Below are 17729 nucleotides of genomic sequence, written 5' to 3' on the forward strand. Positions count from 1 at the left end.
GAAAAACAGAATAAGGAGACATCGAATGCCGACTCACTGGATGCGACAGGCCGCCGGCGCCTGCGTCACGCTGCTTGCGCTGGCTGCGCTGCCTGGCGCTGTGCTCGCCAAAGACACACCGGAAAAACCCGCGTTGACGATGGCCGTCGGAGGCCTGCCGGGCCTCTACTATCTGCCGGTGCTCGCCGCGCAACAGTTGGGCTACTTCAAGGACGAAGGCCTCGACGTCACGCTCGAGGATTTCGCGGGCGGATCGAAAGCACTGGAAGCGGTCGTAGGCGGCAGCGCCGACGTCGGCGCCGGCGCATTCGAGCACACGCTGTTCATGCAGGAGAAAGGACAGCATTACCGGGCGTTCGCGTTGATGGGGCGCGCGCCGCAAATCGTCGTCGCGGTGCTGAAATCGAAGGTCGATCAGCTCAAGACTCTGGCGGACTTCAAAGGCGCGAAAGTCGGCGTGAGCGCGCCGGGTTCGTCGACGGATCTCGTGCTCACCGTGGCTTTGCGCAAAGCAGGCGTGCAGCGCAACGAGATTTCTGCGATCGGCGTGGGCAGCGGCGCCTCCGTGCTCGCCGCGGTAAGCGGCGGCCAGATCGACGCGCTCTCCAACGTCGATCCGATGATGACCAAGCTGGCGCGCAGCGGCGCGATCAAGGTGCTGGTCGACACACGCACGGTGAAGGGCACGCAGGAGGTGTTCGGCGGAACGATGCCGGCGGCGACGCTGTATGCCTCGGACAATTTCATCCAGAAGTATCCGAAGACGACGCAGGCGCTCGCCAATGCGATCGTGCGCGCGGATCACTGGCTGCAGACCGCGAGCGATGCCGATTTGCTGAAGATGGTGCCGCCGGCCTATCTGCTCAACGACTCGGCGCTCTATGTGGAGGCTTTCCACAACGTGCGCGACGCTTATTCGCCCGACGGCTTGATGCCTGCTGACGGCCCCGCGACCTCGTTGCGCGCATTGTCTTCGTTCGATAACCGGTTCGATCCGAAAAAGATCGACCTGAACGCGACCTATACCAACGACTTCGCCCGCAAGGCTGCGGCACAGCTCAAGTAGGCGGCGGCCTGGGCTGACTGAGCAACCCGACCGGCCGCGCGCGTCGTGCGCTCGTGGCCGGTGAGACCGCTCACCCGACTCGGTGAGCTACGGGCGCTCACAGCACACTAAAGCTCGCAGCCCACCACAAGAAACTCAGTCGCCGCGATACTCCACCTTAAACTGCGCGGCCTTGTCTTCGCCAAGCGCCTTGACGAGCCAGGGCATCTGGTCCTTCAGCGTTTTTGCCAGCGTATACGGCGGGTTCAGAATGAACATGCCGCTGCCGAAAAGTCCAAAACCATCCTCTGGCGGATTGCTGACAGTCAGGCTCACGTGCAGCCAGTTCCGCTCCTGCAATTTCTTCAATTGATCGGGGAAGCGCTGCGATTCAGGGCGCCTCACCTGCGGATACCAGACGGCATACGTGCCGGTCGGAAAACGCTTCAGGCATTCTTCGACGCTGCGCAGCGTGCGCGTGTAGTCACGCTTGTCCTCATACGACGGATCGAGTAGCACCAACGCCCGGCGTGGGGCCGGCGGCAACAAGGCGAGGATGCCGTCGAAGCCGTCGCCCGCATACAGCATCGCGCGGCGGCCCGCGTCACGGAAATTGTGGCGCAGCACGTCGATTTCAGTGGTGTGCAGTTCGAACAGGCGCATGCGGTCCTGTTCGCGCATCTGCCGCCACGCGATATACGGCGAGCCGGGATAGAAACGTAACTGGCCGTCCGGATTGAGCGCGCTCACTTCGTCGACGTAGTCGGCGAACATCGACGGCAGATCGTTACGCTCCCACAGTTTGGCAATGCCGGTCTGGAACTCGCCGGTTTTGGTCGCGTAACCTTCCTTCAGCGAATAGACGCCGGCGCCCGCATGCGTGTCGATATACCAGTAGGACTTGTCCTTCTGGCCAAGGTAGCGCAGAAGCTGCAACACGACGGCGTGTTTCAGAACGTCGGCGTGATTGCCTGCATGAAAGGCGTGGCGGTAGCTGAGCATGATGAGGAGACGCTGAAAGAGGGCGTGCCGCTCCAGGGCGGATTCGGCGATGCGGATGCAATGCGGCTGCACAAGGGGCATACGGCGCCGCTGTGCAGCGCGGTCGCGTATTGTACGCGACGCCGCGTTGCGCACCGTGCTTTGCAGTGAGTTCCGCGCGTAACCCGGCCACGGCCATGGCCGCGATGCCGCCACGGCCATGTTACGCGGTCACGCGGGTCCGGTCAGTCGTGCGCGTCGCCGATAATCTCCTCGATTCGCGTTTTGATCTCCGGCGTGATCCGCTCGGCCACGTCGGCGGACTTCATGTTCTCGCCGATCTGTTCGACCCGCGACGCACCCGTAATCACCGTACTGACATTCGGATTCTTCAGAATCCAGCCAATGGCGAGTTGACCGATCGTGCAGCCTAACTCGTCCGCCACTTTGCCGAGCTTGCCGACCACGTTGTTCTTGCCCGCGTCGGTGACCTGCTTGCGCAGCCAGTCGTAGCCTTGCAATTGCGCGCGGCTGTCGGCCGGCACGCCGTCACGGTATTTACCGGTCAGCAAACCGGACGCGAGCGGACTCCACGTAGTCAGCCCGAGGCCGATGTCCTCGTAAAGCCGCTTGTATTCGTCCTCGACGCGCTTGCGGTGGAACAGGTTGTACTGCGGCTGCTCCATGACCGGCTTGTGCAGATGATGCCGCTCCGCGATGTCATAAGCGGCGCGGATTTCATCGGCGCTCCATTCGGACGTGCCCCAGTACAGCGCCTTGCCGCGAGTGATCATGTCGCTCATGGCCCAGACGGTCTCCTCCACCGGCGTGTTCGGGTCCGGACGATGACAGAACACCAGATCGACATAGTCGAGCTGCAGCCGTTTGAGCGACGCGTCGATCGCGTTCAGCAAATATTTGCGGTTCAGCGTGTGGTATTGGTTCGGCGCTTCCGCGAGTCCCCAGAAGAATTTCGTCGACACCACATAGCTCACGCGCGGCCACGCCAGTTCCTTGAGCGCCTGGCCCATGATTTCTTCGGATTTGCCGCCGGCATACACCTCGGCGTTGTCGAAGAAGTTGACTCCCGCGTCGCGCGCGGCCGCGAGCGATTCGCGCGCTGCGTGGGTGTCCACCTGATTGCCGTAGGTGACCCACGAGCCGATGGACAGTTCGCTGACTTGCAGGCCGGAACGGCCCAGACGTCGATAATTCATGCATGCCTCCTTGTTGGTGATGCCACCGGAATCCTGCCGAAACGTCCAGTTTAAAGAGATACGCTTCGATGCGCAGTTTACCGATGCAGTTCACGCGGTTCATGCACAATAGCAGCGTTGGCCGCAGTGCAGCATTCAGCCAGACGGCCTATGCCGTTTGGCTGACTTCACGCCGCCCGCGGCCCGTGGTCTCATTGCTCATCAACTGCATGGAGGTTCTGGATGTCGTCAACGAACACGAATCTGAATGGCAAAGTTGCGGTAGTTACCGGCGCCGCAAGCGGCATCGGCAAGCAGATTGCGCTGACTCTTTCCGCGGCGGGCGCGGCAGTCGCGATCGCCGACCTGAATCAGGACGGCGCGAACGCCGTCGCTGAAGAAATCAAAAAGGGCGGCGGCAAGGCGATCGGCGTGGCGATGGACGTCACGAACGAAGACGCCGTCAATCAGGGCATCGACAAAGTGGCAGCGGAACTCGGCTCGGTCGATATTCTTATTTCCAACGCCGGCATTCAGATCGTCAATCCGATCGAAAACTATTCGTTTTCGGATTGGAAGAAGATGCAGGCGATTCACGTGGACGGCGCATTCCTGACCACCAAGGCCGCGCTCAAGCACATGTACAAGGACGATCGCGGCGGCATCGTGATCTACATGGGCTCGGTCCACTCGCACGAAGCGTCGCCGCTCAAATCGGCTTATGTCACGGCCAAGCACGCACTGCTGGGCCTCTCGCGCGTACTCGCCAAAGAAGGCGCAAAGCACAACGTGCGCTCGCATGTCGTGTGTCCGGGTTTCGTGCGCACGCCGCTCGTCGACAAGCAGATTCCCGAGCAGGCCAAGGAACTGGGCATCAGCGAGGAAGACGTGGTCAAGCGCGTCATGCTGGGCGGCACGGTCGACGGTGTCTTCACCACGGTGGAAGACGTCGCGCAAACGGTGCTGTTCCTGTCCACCTTCCCGACGGCGGCGCTGACCGGCCAGTCCTTTATTGTGAGCCACGGCTGGTACATGCAATAAGGAGGTGCCTATGGCGCAACGCAATCTCAAGCGGGCGCGCGTCGGCGCGCCCGGCGACGGGGAAGGCGAGGGCGCCGGTCCGGCGCCCTCCGCGCATCTCGGCCGGCACCTCCATTTGCCCAACTACGAAACCGTCGCCTTGATGCTGCAAGGCGGTGGCGCATTGGGCGCCTATCAGGCCGGTGTCTTTCAGGGACTTTACGAAGCAGGCATCAAGCCGAACTGGCTGGCCGGCATTTCGATCGGCGCGTTGAATACGGCGATCATTGCCGGCAATCCGCCCGAAAAGCGGGTTGAACGGCTGCTGCAATTCTGGGAGACGATCTGCCAACCGGCCTTCGGGCCGCCGTTGCCCGCATTTATCGAGCACGCTTTCTTCAATTCCAGCGACGCCGTGCGCAAGGCCTTTACGGCAACGCAGGCAATGGGCGCCATCGTCGAAGGGCAGAAGGGCTTTTTCGTGCCGCGCTTTCCACCGCCGTTGCCCACTGTGTCCGGGCCGCCGCAACTGGCCAGCTATTACGACACCACGCCGTTGAAGGCCACGCTCGAAGCGTTCTGCGATTTCGACCGGATCAATTCGAAGGAAACGCGCGTCTCGGTGGGGGCGGTCAATTGCGGCACGGGGAATTTTGCGTACTTCGATAACACGCACACAACGCTCAGGCCCGAGCATTTCATGGCGTCAGGCGCGTTGCCGCCCGGCTTCGCGGCGGTCGAGATCGACGGTCAGTACTACTGGGACGGTGGTTTGATGTCGAACACGCCGCTCTATGAGGTGATCCAGTCCACGCCGCGTCGCGACACGCTCGCCTTCCAGGTCGATCTCTGGAGCGCGATCGGACCGGTGCCGGACAACATCACCGACGTGCAAGGGCGCATGAAAGACATTCAGTATTCGAGCCGCACGCGTCTCGTGACCGATATGCTGCAACGGTCGCAGCGTTTCCGCCATGTGTTGCGCGAGGTGCTGGATCGCGTGCCGTCCGATCAGCGTGACGACCCGTGGTGCAAGTTGGCCGAGGATCTGTCGTGTTCGAAGCGCTACAACGTGGTCCATCTGATCTACCGGCACAAGGAGTACGAAGGGCACTACAAGGACTTTCAGTTCGGCCTGTCGACAATGCGTGAACACTGGCAAAGTGGTCTGGAGGACATCCGCCATTCGCTCGCGCACCCCGATTGGTTCGACATGCCGGATAACGACGCGGGCTTTGTCACGCATGATATCCATCGGGATGCGCGCTGAAAGAGCCACGAGTCTGAGTAGCGCGTGACCGAAGTGGGTCGCGGCAATTGTGGCAGTCCTTGCTGTACCGAAAGCGGCTTTGTTCGAGCAACAAGCAACAAGCAGGTTGCAAACTGCAATCGGGCCGCAAACAAAAACGGCGCCCTAAAAAGGGCGCCGTTTCCACAACCAGTCCCAGCAGAGCGCGTGCAATGAATGCCCGCGCCCGCCAATACCTTACTTCAACACGTGAGCGACCGCGTTGGCCACTACGTCGAGGTTGCGCGTATTCAGCGCAGCCACGCAGATGCGGCCCGTTCCTACGGCGTAGATACCAAACTCTTCACGCAGACGGTCCACTTGCGGCGCCGTCAGACCCGAGTACGAGAACATGCCACGCTGCGCGTTCACGAAGCTGAAATCGCGATCCACGCCGCTCGCCTTCAGGCGTTCGACCAGACCATTGCGCATGGCGCGAATACGGTCACGCATTTCGGCCAATTCGGATTCCCACGTGGCGCGCAGTTCCGGCGACGCGAGCACGGCCGCGACCACCGAACCGCCATGCGTCGGCGGGTTCGAGTAGTTCGTGCGGATCACGCGCTTGAGTTGCGACAACACGCGAGCGGCTTCTTCCTTGCTTGCCGTGATGACGGACAGCGCGCCGACGCGCTCGCCGTACAGCGAGAACGACTTCGAGAACGACGACGACACGAACACGTTCAGTTCCGACGCAGCGAACAGACGCACGGCTGCAGCGTCCGCTTCGATGTTGTCGCCGAAACCTTGATAAGCGATGTCGAGGAACGGCACCAGATTGCGCGCCTTGACGACTTCGACAACCTGCTTCCATTGCTCGATGCTCAGGTCCACGCCGGTCGGGTTGTGGCAGCACGCGTGCAGCACGACGACGGTGCCTGCTGCGTAGCTGTTCAGCGCGCTCAACATGGCGTCGAAATTCACGCCGTGGGTGTGCGCGTCGTAGTACGGGTACGACACGACTTCGAAGCCTGCGCTTTCGAACAGCGCACGGTGGTTTTCCCAGCTCGGATCGCTGATCGCGACCTTCGCGTTCGGGTTCAGGCGCTTCAGGAAGTCCGCGCCGATCTTCAGCGCACCCGTGCCGCCCAATGCCTGCGCCGTCACGACGCGGCCTGCCGCGATCAGCGGCGAGTCGTCGCCGAGCAGCAGGTTCTGCACGGCGGCATCGTAAGCGGCAATGCCTTCGATCGGCAGATACCCGCGCGGCAGCGCAGCTTCGACGCGAGCCTTTTCGGCGTCGCGCACGGCGCGCAGCAGCGGAATCTTGCCTTCTTCGTTGAAGTACACGCCGACGCCAAGGTTGACCTTGGTGGTGCGCGCATCGGCGTTGAAGGCTTCGTTCAGGCCCAGAATCGGGTCGCGGGGAGCAAGTTCGACGGCGGAGAACAGAGACATGATGGGTGGGCAGCAGTAGTGAGAAGAGGGCGGCTTCGATCGCGGACGGCCGGCCCAGCCGCGTCCGACGCAAAACGTGGACGCGCTGTGGGCGGCGGCGACCGAGCGCAGCTTCGCATTGTAACGAATTCGCGACCGTTTTTCGGACGCCAACGCCGCTCTTAGGGAATTTTTTGCTTGAAAAACAGGCACTCCGACATCACGTGGCAATAGCGGCACTGCCCGCCAAGCCGTCAGGAGAAAGCCGGAAAGCGGCCCGCAGCCGGAGGAATCAGGGCTCGTTGTGGCAGTTGGGTCGCCGTTAGCCAATGCCACGCGGCTGTGCCCAAAGGGCCACACCATTGCGTCCGAACCTACCCACGCCAACCCCCAAATCCCTACGCAGACCCGCTCGATCTCCGATTCCCGCAACCCGTTAGAATAGTTCTTTGCCCAAGGCCCGGTGCCGCCCCCATGTCCGAACAACATCTGACTGAAGCCGAAGAAACGCTCGACGAATCCAAATTCGTCCGGTTCGAAGGCTCGCCGTTCCAGCTCTACCAGCCGTATCCGCCCGCCGGCGATCAGCCCACGGCGATCGACACGCTCGTCGAAGGCGTCGAGGACGGTCTTGCGTTCCAGACGCTGCTCGGCGTGACCGGTTCCGGCAAGACCTTCACAATGGCCAACACGATCGCGCGGCTCGGCCGCCCGGCCATCGTGTTCGCGCCGAACAAGACGCTCGCCGCGCAGCTTTATTCGGAGTTCCGCGAGTTCTTCCCGCGCAATGCGGTCGAGTACTTCGTCTCGTACTACGACTACTACCAGCCGGAAGCGTACGTGCCGCAGCGCGATCTGTTCATCGAGAAGGACTCGTCGATCAATGAGCACATCGAGCAGATGCGGCTGTCGGCCACCAAGAGTCTGATGGAGCGGCGCGACGTGGTGATCGTCGGCACGGTGTCGGCGATTTACGGTATCGGCAACCCGTCCGAATATCACAAGATGATTCTGACGCTGCGCACCGGCGACAAGCTCGGCCAGCGCGATATCATCGCGCGGCTGATCGCCATGCAGTACAACCGCAACGAGGCCGACTTCCAGCGCGGCTCGTTCCGTGTGCGCGGCGACACGATCGATATCTTCCCGGCCGAGCACGCCGAGATGGCGGTGCGCATCGAGTTGTTCGACGACGAAGTCGAAACGCTGCAACTATTCGATCCGCTCACGGGCCGAGTGCGTCAGAAGATTCCACGCTTCACCGTGTATCCGTCGTCGCATTACGTGACGCCGCGCGATACCGTGGTGCGCGCGGTCGAAACGATCAAGACCGAACTGCGCGAACGGCTCGAATTCTTTTATAGCGGCGGAAAGCTGGTTGAAGCGCAGCGGCTCGAGCAGCGCACGCGCTTCGACCTGGAAATGCTGCAGGAACTCGGCTTCTGCAAGGGCATCGAGAACTACTCGCGGCACTTCTCGGGCGCGGCGCCCGGCGAGCCGCCGCCTACCCTGGTCGACTATCTGCCGCCGGACGCGCTCATGATGCTCGACGAGTCGCACGTGCTGATCGGCCAGTTGAACGGCATGTACAACGGCGACCGGGCGCGTAAGGAAAATCTGGTCGACTACGGTTTTCGCCTGCCGTCGGCGCTCGACAACCGGCCGCTCAAGTTCAACGAGTTCGAACGCAAGATGCGTCAGGTGGTGTTCGTGTCGGCCACGCCGGCGGACTACGAGCAGAAGACGGCTGGGCAGGTGGCGGAGCAACTGGTGCGTCCAACCGGCCTCGTCGATCCGGAAATCGAGGTCCGCCCGGCGCGCAGCCAGGTCGACGACGTGCTGGGCGAGATCAACGAGCGCGTCAAGGTGGGGGACCGCGTGCTGGTCACGGTCCTGACCAAACGCATGGCGGAACAGTTGACCGAGTTCCTGGCCGACCACGGCGTCAAGGTGCGTTATCTGCACAGCGACATCGACACCGTGGAGCGCGTCGAAATCATCCGCGATCTGCGTCTGGGCACCTTCGATGTGCTGGTGGGGATCAACCTGTTGCGCGAAGGGCTGGATATTCCTGAAGTGTCGCTGGTCGCGATTCTCGACGCGGACAAGGAAGGCTTTCTGCGTGCCGAGCGCTCACTGATCCAGACCATCGGCCGGGCGGCGCGGAATGTGAACGGCAAGGCGATTCTCTATGGAGACAAGATCACGGACTCGATGCGCCGCGCCATCGACGAAACCGACCGGCGGCGCAACAAGCAGATCGCCTTCAACCTCGAGAACGGCATTACGCCGCGTGGGGTGGTCAAGCGTATTCGCGACATTATCGACGGCGTGTACAACGTCGACGACGCCCGCGCCGAACTGAAGGAACAGCAGGCACGCGCGAAATTCGAGGACATGTCCGAGAAGCAACTCGCCAAGGAACTCAAGCGCCTCGAAAAGCAGATGATGGAGCACGCCAAGAACCTCGAGTTCGAGAAGGCCGCGCAGACCCGCGACCAGCTTGCGTTGCTGCGCCAGCGCGTATTCGGCGCGAATGTCGGCGACCACGTGTCCGGCGTCGATTAAGTCGTCCGGCCGCTTTGGGGCGCGGCAATGCTCCGCGCCCTGTCGATCCATGCCGGGCACTCGCCCGGCATCGCATCACTTCCTTCCCAGCCCTTCCTTAAGTCCGCCTTAAGACCCTGCTGCCACAAGGCTTGGCGTGCGTTCTCATTTGTTCTCCCTTGCGATCGATGATAAACTCGACCAATATTGAGAATGGTTCGCATTAACGTTCGTAATGCCAGCCCGCGGGCGATCAATCGCGGTCCTCAAGCGCCGCGGCCGCTGCATCGCAAGGCACGCGCGACGCACTGTTCCAATGGGTTCGATTCCAGTCTGATAAAAACAAGGAGTTTCAATGCGGATTTCTTCATTTGTGCGTGGTGGCGCAGCAGCAGTGGCCGCGGTCGCCGCTTTCTCGGCAGCGGCGGCGGAATACCCGATCGGCAAGCAGCAGATTCATGGCGGCATGGAAATCAATGCGGTCTATCTGCAGCCGATCACCATGGAACCCGAAGGCATGATGCGAAAAGCCTCGGATTCGGACGTCCACCTCGAAGCGGACATTCACGCCGTCAAGAACAATCCGACCGGTTTCGCCGAAGGCGACTGGATGCCGTATCTGCAGGTTCACTATGAACTGACGAAAGCTGGTTCGACTCAGACGCAAAAGGGTGACCTGATGCCGATGGTCGCCAACGACGGTCCGCACTACGGCGACAACGTCAAGCTGCAAGGCCCGGGCAAGTATCACCTGAAGATGATCGTCGAGGCGCCGATGCAAATGGGCCACATGGCTTTCGGCCGCCACGTCGACAAGGAAACCGGCGTGGGTGCGTGGTTCAAGCCGATCACGCTCGAATATGACTTCGCTTACGCCGGCATCGGCAAGAAGGGCGGCTACTGATCGCCGCGCATCATCACGCGTGACAACGCTTTGCCGCTTGGCCGCGCGTGAGTGGATGGCTGAATGAGTGACCGAATGAGGCTGAACGAGCCAGTGCAGCAGACGGCGCGTTGGCGGCCGACCGCCAACGCGCCGCGTTTTCCGGAAGGGCTAATGAGAATCAACCGAAAGATCGCGATCTTCGCCGCCACGGTTTTGCTGGCAAGCGCGGCCCAGGCCGCCGACCTGCCGACCTTCAAGCTGGAAATGAACGACGGCAAGCTGAACCCGGCCCGCATCGAAGTGCCGGCGGGGCAGCGTATCAAGATCGAAGTGCGCAACACGGGCAAAGGCGCGGCCGAATTCGAAAGCGTGCAGTTGCGTAAAGAAAAGGTGTTGGCGCCGGGCGCGGATTCGTTCGTCGTGATCGCGCCGCTCGAGCCGGGCGAGTACAAATTTTTCGACGATTTCCACCAGCAGGCGCAGGGCGTCATCGTCGCGAAGTAATGGCTTGGGACGCGAGTACAGGCCTTGAATGGCTCGTGCGTTCGCAAAAGCAGTAAGGGTAGAGGGAGAGCTTGATGGGTCAGATTCTATTCATCGTATGGCGGGAAAGTGTCGAGGCGTTGCTGGTCGTCGGCATCCTGTACGCGTGGCTGAAGAATGGCGACGACGATGCGCGCCGCGGTTTGCCTTACCTGTGGGGCGGCGTGGTGGCCGGCGTGATCGCGGCGGTGGCGCTCGGCGCCGCGCTGGTCGGTTTCACCGAAGTGCTCTCCGGCGACGCGCAGGATTATTTCCAGACCGCGATGGTGCTGGTCGCCTGCGTGCTGATCGTGCAGATGGTGCTGTGGATGAAGCAGCACGGCCGCACGCTCAAGCGCGACATGGAACAGTCGCTGCAAAAGAGCCAGCGCGATTCGAACTGGTGGGGCGTCGCGTTGCTGGTGGCGTTGGCGATCGCGCGTGAAGGCAGCGAGACGGTGATCTTTCTGTACGGCCTCGGCTTCGGCCAGTCGGGTCACGTGGACGCCAGCCAGATGCTCGCGGTCGTGATCGGCCTCGCGCTCGCGTTCCTGACCTTCTATGTGTTGCAACTGGGCGGCAAGATCTTCTCGTGGCGGCTCTTTTTCCGCATCACGGAAATCATGCTGTTGTTCCTCGGCGCGGGCTTGTTCCAGACCGGCGTCGACAAGCTGATCGACAAGGAAATCCTGCCGACCATCATCGACCAGATGTGGAATTCGTCGGCGATCCTCGATGATTCGAGCACCTTCGGTTCGCTGGTCGCCACGCTCACCGGCTATCGCGCTCATCCGGCGCTGATGAATCTGATCGCCTACGCGGCTTATTGGGCGGTGGTCTATCTGCTGGTGCGCCGCGCGAATGGCAAGCCGGCGCGGCAAGCTGCCGGACGCACGGCATGAGTACGGTAATGAGCCGCCCGGGCCGCCTTGCGGCGGCCGGGCAGTGGATGCAGCGTCATGGTGCCGCGATTCGCGGCATTCAGTGGGTCGTGGTGGCGGTGTATGCGTTTCTGATTCTGGTGCCGGCGGTGCTGCCGCTGCCGGACGATACGGCGCACTTGTGGAACAACCTGACGCTTGCCGCACAGTTCGTGTTCTGGGGTATCTGGTGGCCCTTCGTGTTGCTCTCGATGATCATGCTCGGCCGCGTCTGGTGCGGCGTGCTGTGTCCCGAAGGTGCGCTCGCCGAATTTGCCAGCAAATACGGGCGAGGCTGGGCGATTCCGCGCTGGATGCGCTGGGGCGGCTGGCCGTTCGTCGCGTTCGGCATCACCACCATCTACGGTCAGATGGTGAGCGTCTACCAGTATCCGAAAGCCGTGCTGCTGGTGTTAGGCGGCTCGACATTCGCGGCGATGATCATCGGCCTGCTATACGGACGCGAGAAGCGCGTCTGGTGCAAGTACCTCTGCCCCGTCAACGGGGTTTTTTCGCTTCTGGCGCGGCTCGCACCGTTTCACTACAAAGTCGATGAAGAGGCATGGCGCCATTCTTATAAGAACGGTGAGCATGGGCATCGCGTGATTCCGATCAATTGCGCGCCGCTCGTGCCGTTGCGCAATATGAAGGGCGCGTCGGACTGCCATATGTGCGGGCGTTGCAGCGGGCACCGCGACGCGATTGCGTTGACGTGGCGCTCGCCGACGTCGGAAGTCGTGCAGTTGGGCGACAAGCAGGCCAACGCGTGGGATACCGCGTTGATCCTGTACGGCCTGCTCGGCATCGCGATCGGCGCGTTCCACTGGACGGCGTCGCGCTGGTTCGTCGATCTGAAGATTTTCTTCGCGAACTGGCTGGTCGATCACGACATCACGTGGCCGCTCGACACCAACGTGCCGTGGTTCCTGTTCACGCATTACCCCGAGCAGAACGACGTGTTTTCGTGGCTCGACGGTGCGATGGTGATCGGCTACATCCTCGCCACGGCGCTGGTGTACGGCACCGTGCTGCTGGTACTGCTGATGGGCGCGACGCGCATGCTGGGGCGCTTCAATAGCGTGCGTCTGCATCATTTGACGCAAGGGTTGATTCCGATTGCCGGCGCGGGCGTGTTTCTCGGCCTGTCCGCTACCACGCTGTCGCTGCTGCGCGCGGAGCATGTGTCGTTGTGGTGGGCGTCGGATATGCGCATCGCGATTCTGGCGATTGCCAACCTGTGGAGCGCATGGCTCGCGTGGCTCGTAACGCGTCGCTATAGCGAGCGCCTCGTTCAACGCGGCCTCGCGATGGTGTGGTTCGCCGCGGCGCTGGCGGTGGTCGATAGCGCATGGTGGCTGATGTTCTGGGGCTGGGCTTCGAAGTAACGCATTAACGCTCGCTGCTGCAGTGGTTGGCGCCGGACCAAACAAAAAGCCGTGGGATGACACCATCCCACGGCTTTTCCATTTTTCGCATGATCGGCGCATGTTGTAGCGTGTCGCCGTATCGAGTGAGAACCAAAAAAAGCGGCCTGGCTTGCTGCGACGGCTGGCTTGGTGTCTGCACGAAGGGGTCTAGTTCTCACGTGCAAGCCGTCGTGGCTGGCTACTGCCTAACACCTCTCTGGGAGGTGGTCCCCACAATACCCGGTACTGACTGCTATTCGTTCCTACTTCGTCAGGATCAGCTTGCCTAAGCGCGTGGCCCGCAGCTGGTAGGTCTCGCCGTTATGTACGATGCTGACGTGGCTGTGTCCTTGCAGCAAAGCGTCGCTGCGAACGACCCGCTCCGACGTCTCGCCCGTCCCGTTAGTGCGATCCGCGCCAGGCTTCTGGCCGGTTACCGTTGCCGTCGACGTTTTCGGACGGCTGGTCAGCGCGGCCGCCGGACGGCGCACGCTAAGTGTGGAAGGGCGCGTGAGATCGGTCATTCGTTTTAGCTGTTGGTCGATTCGATGGATTAATTCTAAATGATAACTATTCCCATTTACAAGAAAGAGAAATTGATCGGATTTGAGTTTCGATAGTCAGAGGGGCTTAGAGGCGGAGGGAGTCTGGAGAACGACCGCCTGAACGGTCGGCGGTCTTGCGCTCAATGGCGGGCAGGGCGCCCGCGCGATATTCAATGCAGCGTGCCGGGCTCCTGCTTCGTTTGCACGTACTGGCGAATCAGCCGAACAGTATCGATATCGTTCTCCCGATACGCCGACTTCACGATCTCCTGCGTCTGATGCGCGTCGGGATCGGTCGATTCGGGCAGCGTGGTCGCGTATTCGAAGCGCAGAAACAATTGCAATTCGTCCGGCTGCTCGATGGTCATGGTGAGCGAGCCGCCAACGTAGTCGGCCGTCGGCAGAATGTCGTAGCGCACGCTCTGGCTTTCCTCCAGCGTGACGCGGTCGCGCACCGTGGCCTGGCCGTAGTGCAATTCCCGTTCGAGGACGTTGCCTTCGCGCGAAAGAATTGTGCAACTGTCGAGCCCGATCACGAACAGCTGCGGCTGTTCGGCGCGCAGCACGAGACCTTCCCACAACTGCTCGCGGGTCATCGATTCGACAAACGGATTCAACGGGTCGTTGATCTGGATAAGGTGTTCGAAATTCAAAACGACGGCTTCCTATGAAAGCGTTTAAGCGACGGCGAGCCCCGAACGGATCGTGATCGTATGCGTGAGGATCTTGTGAACCGGGCACTGATTGGCGATTTGCAAAAGCCGTTCCCGCTGCTCGTCGGACAGGTTGCCTTCGAGCACGATCTTACGGTCGATGGTCGTACCCGCGTCGCCGGTTTCGAGCGAGAGCGTCACGCGCACGTCGGCGAGCGGCCAGTCCTTGCGCTGAGCGTACATCTTCAGCGTAATCGACGTGCACGCGCCGAGGCTCGACAGCAACAGCGAGACGGGCGTCGGCCCGCGATCACCGCCGCCGAGCGACTCGGGTTCGTCGGCAAGCCATGTGTGCTTGCCGTCGTCGAAAAGGACCTGGAAATTCGTCGAGCCGATGTGGGCGGTGACGGTGGACTCTGTCATGCGCGCTCCTGAACAGGGACGGAAATTGCCGCGCGCCACGGCCCGTTATCAGTGAACGGCGTGGCGCGCGGCCTGAATTGCTATTGTGAACGAATTTACCGGCCTTCGCGCCCCGGGTTGCGACGCCGACGGATCGTGCCGCGCCCGCTGTCGATTCAATGCGTGATCGCGCCCATGCGCCCAGCCTGGTAATCGACGACAGCCTGGCGAATCTCGTCTTCCGTGTTCATCACGAACGGGCCGTAGCGCACCACGGGCTCCCTCAGTGGCACGCCGCCCAGCAACAGCACCTCGAGTGGCTCCGCGCCGGCCGTGAGCGTCACGGAGTCGCCATCGTTCTGAAACACGACCATTTTCTGCGCGTCGATTTCCTGACGCGCTTCGCCTTCGCCGTAGAAGCCTTTGCCGGACAGGCTATATGCAAACACGCGATAGTCGGCCGGCACCGGCTGCTGGATCGTCGCGCCCGGTTGCAGCGAGAAATGCTGGTACAGGATCGGCGTACGCGTTTCGACTGCCGCCTTGACGCCGAGCGCTTCGCCGGCGATCACCTTGACGCGCACCTTGCCGTCCGCGGACGTCGCCACCGGAATGCTCTCTGACGGCATTTCCTGATAACGCGGCTCGATCATCTTGTCGCGACGCGGCAGATTCACCCAGAGCTGCAGTCCGTGCACGCGTCCACCCGTGCGGACGAACGACGGGTCCGGCATCTCGCTGTGCACGACGCCCGCACCCGCGGTCATCCATTGCACGTCGCCGGCGTGCAGGGTGCCGGAGTGGCCGGCCGAATCCTTGTGGCCGAACTGGCCCTCGAGCACGTACGTGACCGTTTCAAAACCGCGATGCGGATGATCGGGCGCGCCTTTGGCCTCGCCCGGCGCGTAGTCGATCGGGCCCATTTCGTCGAGCAGCAGGAACGGATCGAAGTCCATCAACAGGCGGGTCGGAAACGGGCGGTGGACGATAAAGCCGCCACCCTCGGTCGTGCGAACGGCCGGAAACGTGCGTTCGATCGTGCGGGTCGTGCTCATCAAAGTCACCTCAAAAAATGGGGAATAGCGTTATTTTTGAAACATGGAGCTATTATAGGGACCGTTTTCCGGGGTGCCAGCCGCCCTCACGCAATGGATTGTTCTATTACTGGAACGATGAGATGAAGATCGATTCACATAATCTGAATGACCTGATGTATTTTTCGCAGGTCGTTGAACATGGCGGGTTTTCCGCCGCCGAACGCGTGCTGGGGATTTCCAAGTCGCGGCTGTCGCGCCGGCTGACCGAGCTGGAGGCGTCGCTCGGCGTGCGACTGCTGCAGCGATCCACGCGCAAGCTGGCACTGACCGAAGCCGGTCAACTGTTCTATCAGCATTGTCAGGCGATGCTGAGCGAGGCGCAGGCGGCCGTCAACGTCGTCCAGCAACTGCGCTCGTCGCCGCGCGGCACGGTGCGCGTCAGCGTGCCGGTCACGATCTCGCAGACCATCCTGTCGCAGATCCTGCCGGAATTCATGCATCGCTATCCGGAAGTGCGCGTGGTGATGCGCGTGACGAACCGCGTGGTCGATCTGTTCGAGGATTCGATCGACGTCGCGCTGCGCGTGCGTTCCGATCCGCCCGAAAACGCCAACATCGTCGTGCGGCCGCTGTGGCGCACGCAGCAGATGCTGGTCGGCGCGCCGAGCCTGTTGCAACAGAACGCGCCGCCGTTGCTGCCGGCCGATCTGGACGGTTTCGAAACGCTCGACGTGCCGACCGGCGACGGACGCCACGTCTACAACCTGATCGCGCCCGACGGCACGCGTCATGCGCACGAACACGAGCCGCGCCTCGTGACCGCCGATCTGATGACGATTCGTGAAGCGGTGCTCGCCGGCGTCGGTATCGCGGCGCTGCCGGAGATGATGTATGGCGCCGCGCTGCGAGCCGGGCAATTGTCGCCGGTCATGCCGGGCTGGACCTTTCCGACGCCGCAGTTGTACGCCGTATTCGTGTCGCGGCAGGGGATGGTGCCGGCCGTGCGCGCGTTTGTCGATTATCTGGTCGAGATGCTCGATCCCGACGACGGTAAACACATCATGGGCGAGTGTCCCGCGCGCGAGGAAAAGGCCGCTGCCGCGCAGCCGATGTTCGCGATCGCGCCATAGCACTTCTTACGGGCCACCACATCGCTTTTAGCATTTAAGCGTGGCCTGTCATGAGTACTTTCAATGGCCGTTTGCTTGATTGCACGGGCTCGCGGGCCTATAGTGAAATCCCTTCGCTAAGGAGTCTCTTATGCGAAAACTCATGGCCGCTATGATAGCCGGCCTGATAGGGCTGACCGCGCTGTCCGTGTCGATCACGGCTGTCGCATGCGGTGATTCGAGTAGCTATCAATCTTCGACCGATGGCAAATGATCCCGCCGCCCGAAGGCGCCGAGTGCGCACAAAAAAAGGCCTTCATCTGACGATGAAGGCCTTTTACTTTTTGGCCCCTGTTTCAAGGGCTTTCCACCACATTACCTGCTTTTCGGTTGTGTCACGAAGCCGATCTTCGTGAGGCCGCCGGCCTGCGCGGCCGCCATCACTTCCGCCACTTTCTCGTACGGAACCTTGCGGTCCGCGTCCAGATGCAACTCGGGTTGCGGGTTCGCTTGCGCGGCTTCCGCGATCTTCGCGCTCAGCGCGGCTTCGTCGACCTTCTTGTCGTCCCACGTGACGTTGCCGTTCGCGTCGACCGCGACCGTGACTTGCGCGGGCTTGGTGTCTTCCTTCTGACTGCTTGCGTGCGGCAGATCGATTTTGACCGCGTGACGAATCACCGGAATCGTCACCATAAAGACGATCAGGAGAACCAACATCACGTCGACGAGCGGCGTCATGTTGATTTCGTTCATCAGGCCGTCGTCATCGTCGCCGGCGAAGGGGCTCATTGCCAT

At 61.8% G+C, this 17729-nt stretch carries 17 protein-coding genes; 9 read left to right on the forward strand and 8 right to left on the reverse strand.

Translation table 11 applies throughout. From position 1 onward, the window contains the following. Nucleotides 1-25 precede the first annotated feature (25 nt). Nucleotides 26-1066: an ABC transporter substrate-binding protein gene (locus HF916_RS33975; RefSeq protein ID WP_168793195.1), complete on the forward strand. Its 1041-nt coding sequence runs from the start codon at nucleotides 26-28 to the stop codon at nucleotides 1064-1066. A gap of 135 nt (nucleotides 1067-1201) precedes the next feature. Here the strand turns inward: HF916_RS33975 and HF916_RS33980 are convergent, their stop codons facing one another. Further along, entirely contained in the window at nucleotides 1202-2047 is an 846-nt protein-coding gene (locus HF916_RS33980) for a 23S rRNA (adenine(2030)-N(6))-methyltransferase RlmJ (RefSeq protein WP_168795744.1), read from the reverse strand. Nucleotides 2048-2271: 224 nt separating this feature from the next. Continuing rightward, nucleotides 2272-3243, reverse strand: a complete 972-nt coding sequence (locus HF916_RS33985) for a potassium channel beta subunit family protein (protein ID WP_168793196.1) — start codon at nucleotides 3241-3243, stop codon at nucleotides 2272-2274. Nucleotides 3244-3465: 222 nt separating this feature from the next. Between HF916_RS33985 and HF916_RS33990 the strand changes: the two genes are divergently transcribed. Together HF916_RS33990 and HF916_RS33995 are read left to right on the forward strand one after the other, a co-directional pair. Next, complete coding sequence (locus HF916_RS33990) at nucleotides 3466-4263, forward strand: 3-hydroxybutyrate dehydrogenase (RefSeq protein ID WP_168793197.1); 798 nt, start codon at nucleotides 3466-3468, stop codon at nucleotides 4261-4263. 10 nt (nucleotides 4264-4273) lie between these two features. Beyond that, nucleotides 4274-5512, forward strand: coding sequence for a DUF3734 domain-containing protein (locus tag HF916_RS33995; protein ID WP_168793198.1), 1239 nt, complete (start codon nucleotides 4274-4276; stop codon nucleotides 5510-5512). 216 nt (nucleotides 5513-5728) lie between these two features. Here the strand turns inward: HF916_RS33995 and HF916_RS34000 are convergent, their stop codons facing one another. Then, nucleotides 5729-6928, reverse strand: a complete 1200-nt coding sequence (locus HF916_RS34000) for an amino acid aminotransferase (protein ID WP_168793199.1) — start codon at nucleotides 6926-6928, stop codon at nucleotides 5729-5731. Nucleotides 6929-7381: 453 nt separating this feature from the next. Here HF916_RS34000 and uvrB point away from each other — a divergent pair, with 453 nt between their 5' ends. The 5 genes from uvrB (at nucleotide 7382) to HF916_RS34025 (ending at nucleotide 13167) form a co-directional block, all read left to right on the forward strand. After that, nucleotides 7382-9475, forward strand: a complete 2094-nt coding sequence (gene uvrB, locus HF916_RS34005; protein ID WP_168793200.1) for an excinuclease ABC subunit UvrB — start codon at nucleotides 7382-7384, stop codon at nucleotides 9473-9475. Between the two features lie 334 nt (nucleotides 9476-9809). Next, nucleotides 9810-10358, forward strand: coding sequence for an iron transporter (locus HF916_RS34010; RefSeq protein WP_168793201.1), 549 nt, complete (start codon nucleotides 9810-9812; stop codon nucleotides 10356-10358). 153 nt (nucleotides 10359-10511) lie between these two features. Next, nucleotides 10512-10844: a cupredoxin domain-containing protein gene (locus tag HF916_RS34015; protein ID WP_012432429.1), complete on the forward strand. Its 333-nt coding sequence runs from the start codon at nucleotides 10512-10514 to the stop codon at nucleotides 10842-10844. A gap of 74 nt (nucleotides 10845-10918) precedes the next feature. Further along, nucleotides 10919-11764 (forward strand): FTR1 family iron permease, encoded by an 846-nt coding sequence (locus HF916_RS34020; RefSeq protein ID WP_168793202.1) that lies wholly within the window; start codon nucleotides 10919-10921, stop codon nucleotides 11762-11764. Further along, on the forward strand, nucleotides 11761-13167 hold the full coding sequence (locus HF916_RS34025) for a 4Fe-4S binding protein (protein WP_168793203.1): 1407 nt from the start codon (nucleotides 11761-11763) through the stop codon (nucleotides 13165-13167). The genes HF916_RS34020 and HF916_RS34025 overlap by 4 nt, the downstream gene beginning before the upstream one ends. A gap of 284 nt (nucleotides 13168-13451) precedes the next feature. Here HF916_RS34025 and hemP read toward each other — a convergent pair whose 3' ends face one another. The 4 genes from hemP to HF916_RS34045 form a co-directional block, all read right to left on the reverse strand. After that, nucleotides 13452-13712: a hemin uptake protein HemP gene (gene hemP, locus HF916_RS34030; protein WP_168793204.1), complete on the reverse strand. Its 261-nt coding sequence runs from the start codon at nucleotides 13710-13712 to the stop codon at nucleotides 13452-13454. Nucleotides 13713-13903: 191 nt separating this feature from the next. Then, a complete protein-coding gene (locus tag HF916_RS34035) occupies nucleotides 13904-14386 on the reverse strand; it encodes an SRPBCC family protein (RefSeq protein ID WP_168793205.1) in 483 nt (160 codons plus the stop codon). Nucleotides 14387-14410: 24 nt separating this feature from the next. Continuing rightward, complete coding sequence (locus HF916_RS34040; RefSeq protein WP_168793206.1) at nucleotides 14411-14809, reverse strand: OsmC family protein; 399 nt, start codon at nucleotides 14807-14809, stop codon at nucleotides 14411-14413. Between the two features lie 155 nt (nucleotides 14810-14964). Then, on the reverse strand, nucleotides 14965-15843 hold the full coding sequence (locus tag HF916_RS34045) for a pirin family protein (protein WP_168793207.1): 879 nt from the start codon (nucleotides 15841-15843) through the stop codon (nucleotides 14965-14967). 122 nt (nucleotides 15844-15965) lie between these two features. Between HF916_RS34045 and HF916_RS34050 the strand changes: the two genes are divergently transcribed. Continuing rightward, nucleotides 15966-16955 carry a LysR family transcriptional regulator gene (locus HF916_RS34050; protein WP_168793208.1) on the forward strand — a complete coding sequence of 330 codons (990 nt, stop codon included), beginning with the start codon at nucleotides 15966-15968 and terminating at the stop codon, nucleotides 16953-16955. A gap of 354 nt (nucleotides 16956-17309) precedes the next feature. Here HF916_RS34050 and HF916_RS34055 read toward each other — a convergent pair whose 3' ends face one another. Next, entirely contained in the window at nucleotides 17310-17729 is a 420-nt protein-coding gene (locus HF916_RS34055; RefSeq protein WP_168793209.1) for an ExbD/TolR family protein, read from the reverse strand.

The sequence above is a fragment of the Paraburkholderia aromaticivorans genome (assembly GCF_012689525.1).
GTDB classification, from domain to species: Bacteria; Pseudomonadota; Gammaproteobacteria; order Burkholderiales; family Burkholderiaceae; genus Paraburkholderia; species Paraburkholderia aromaticivorans_A.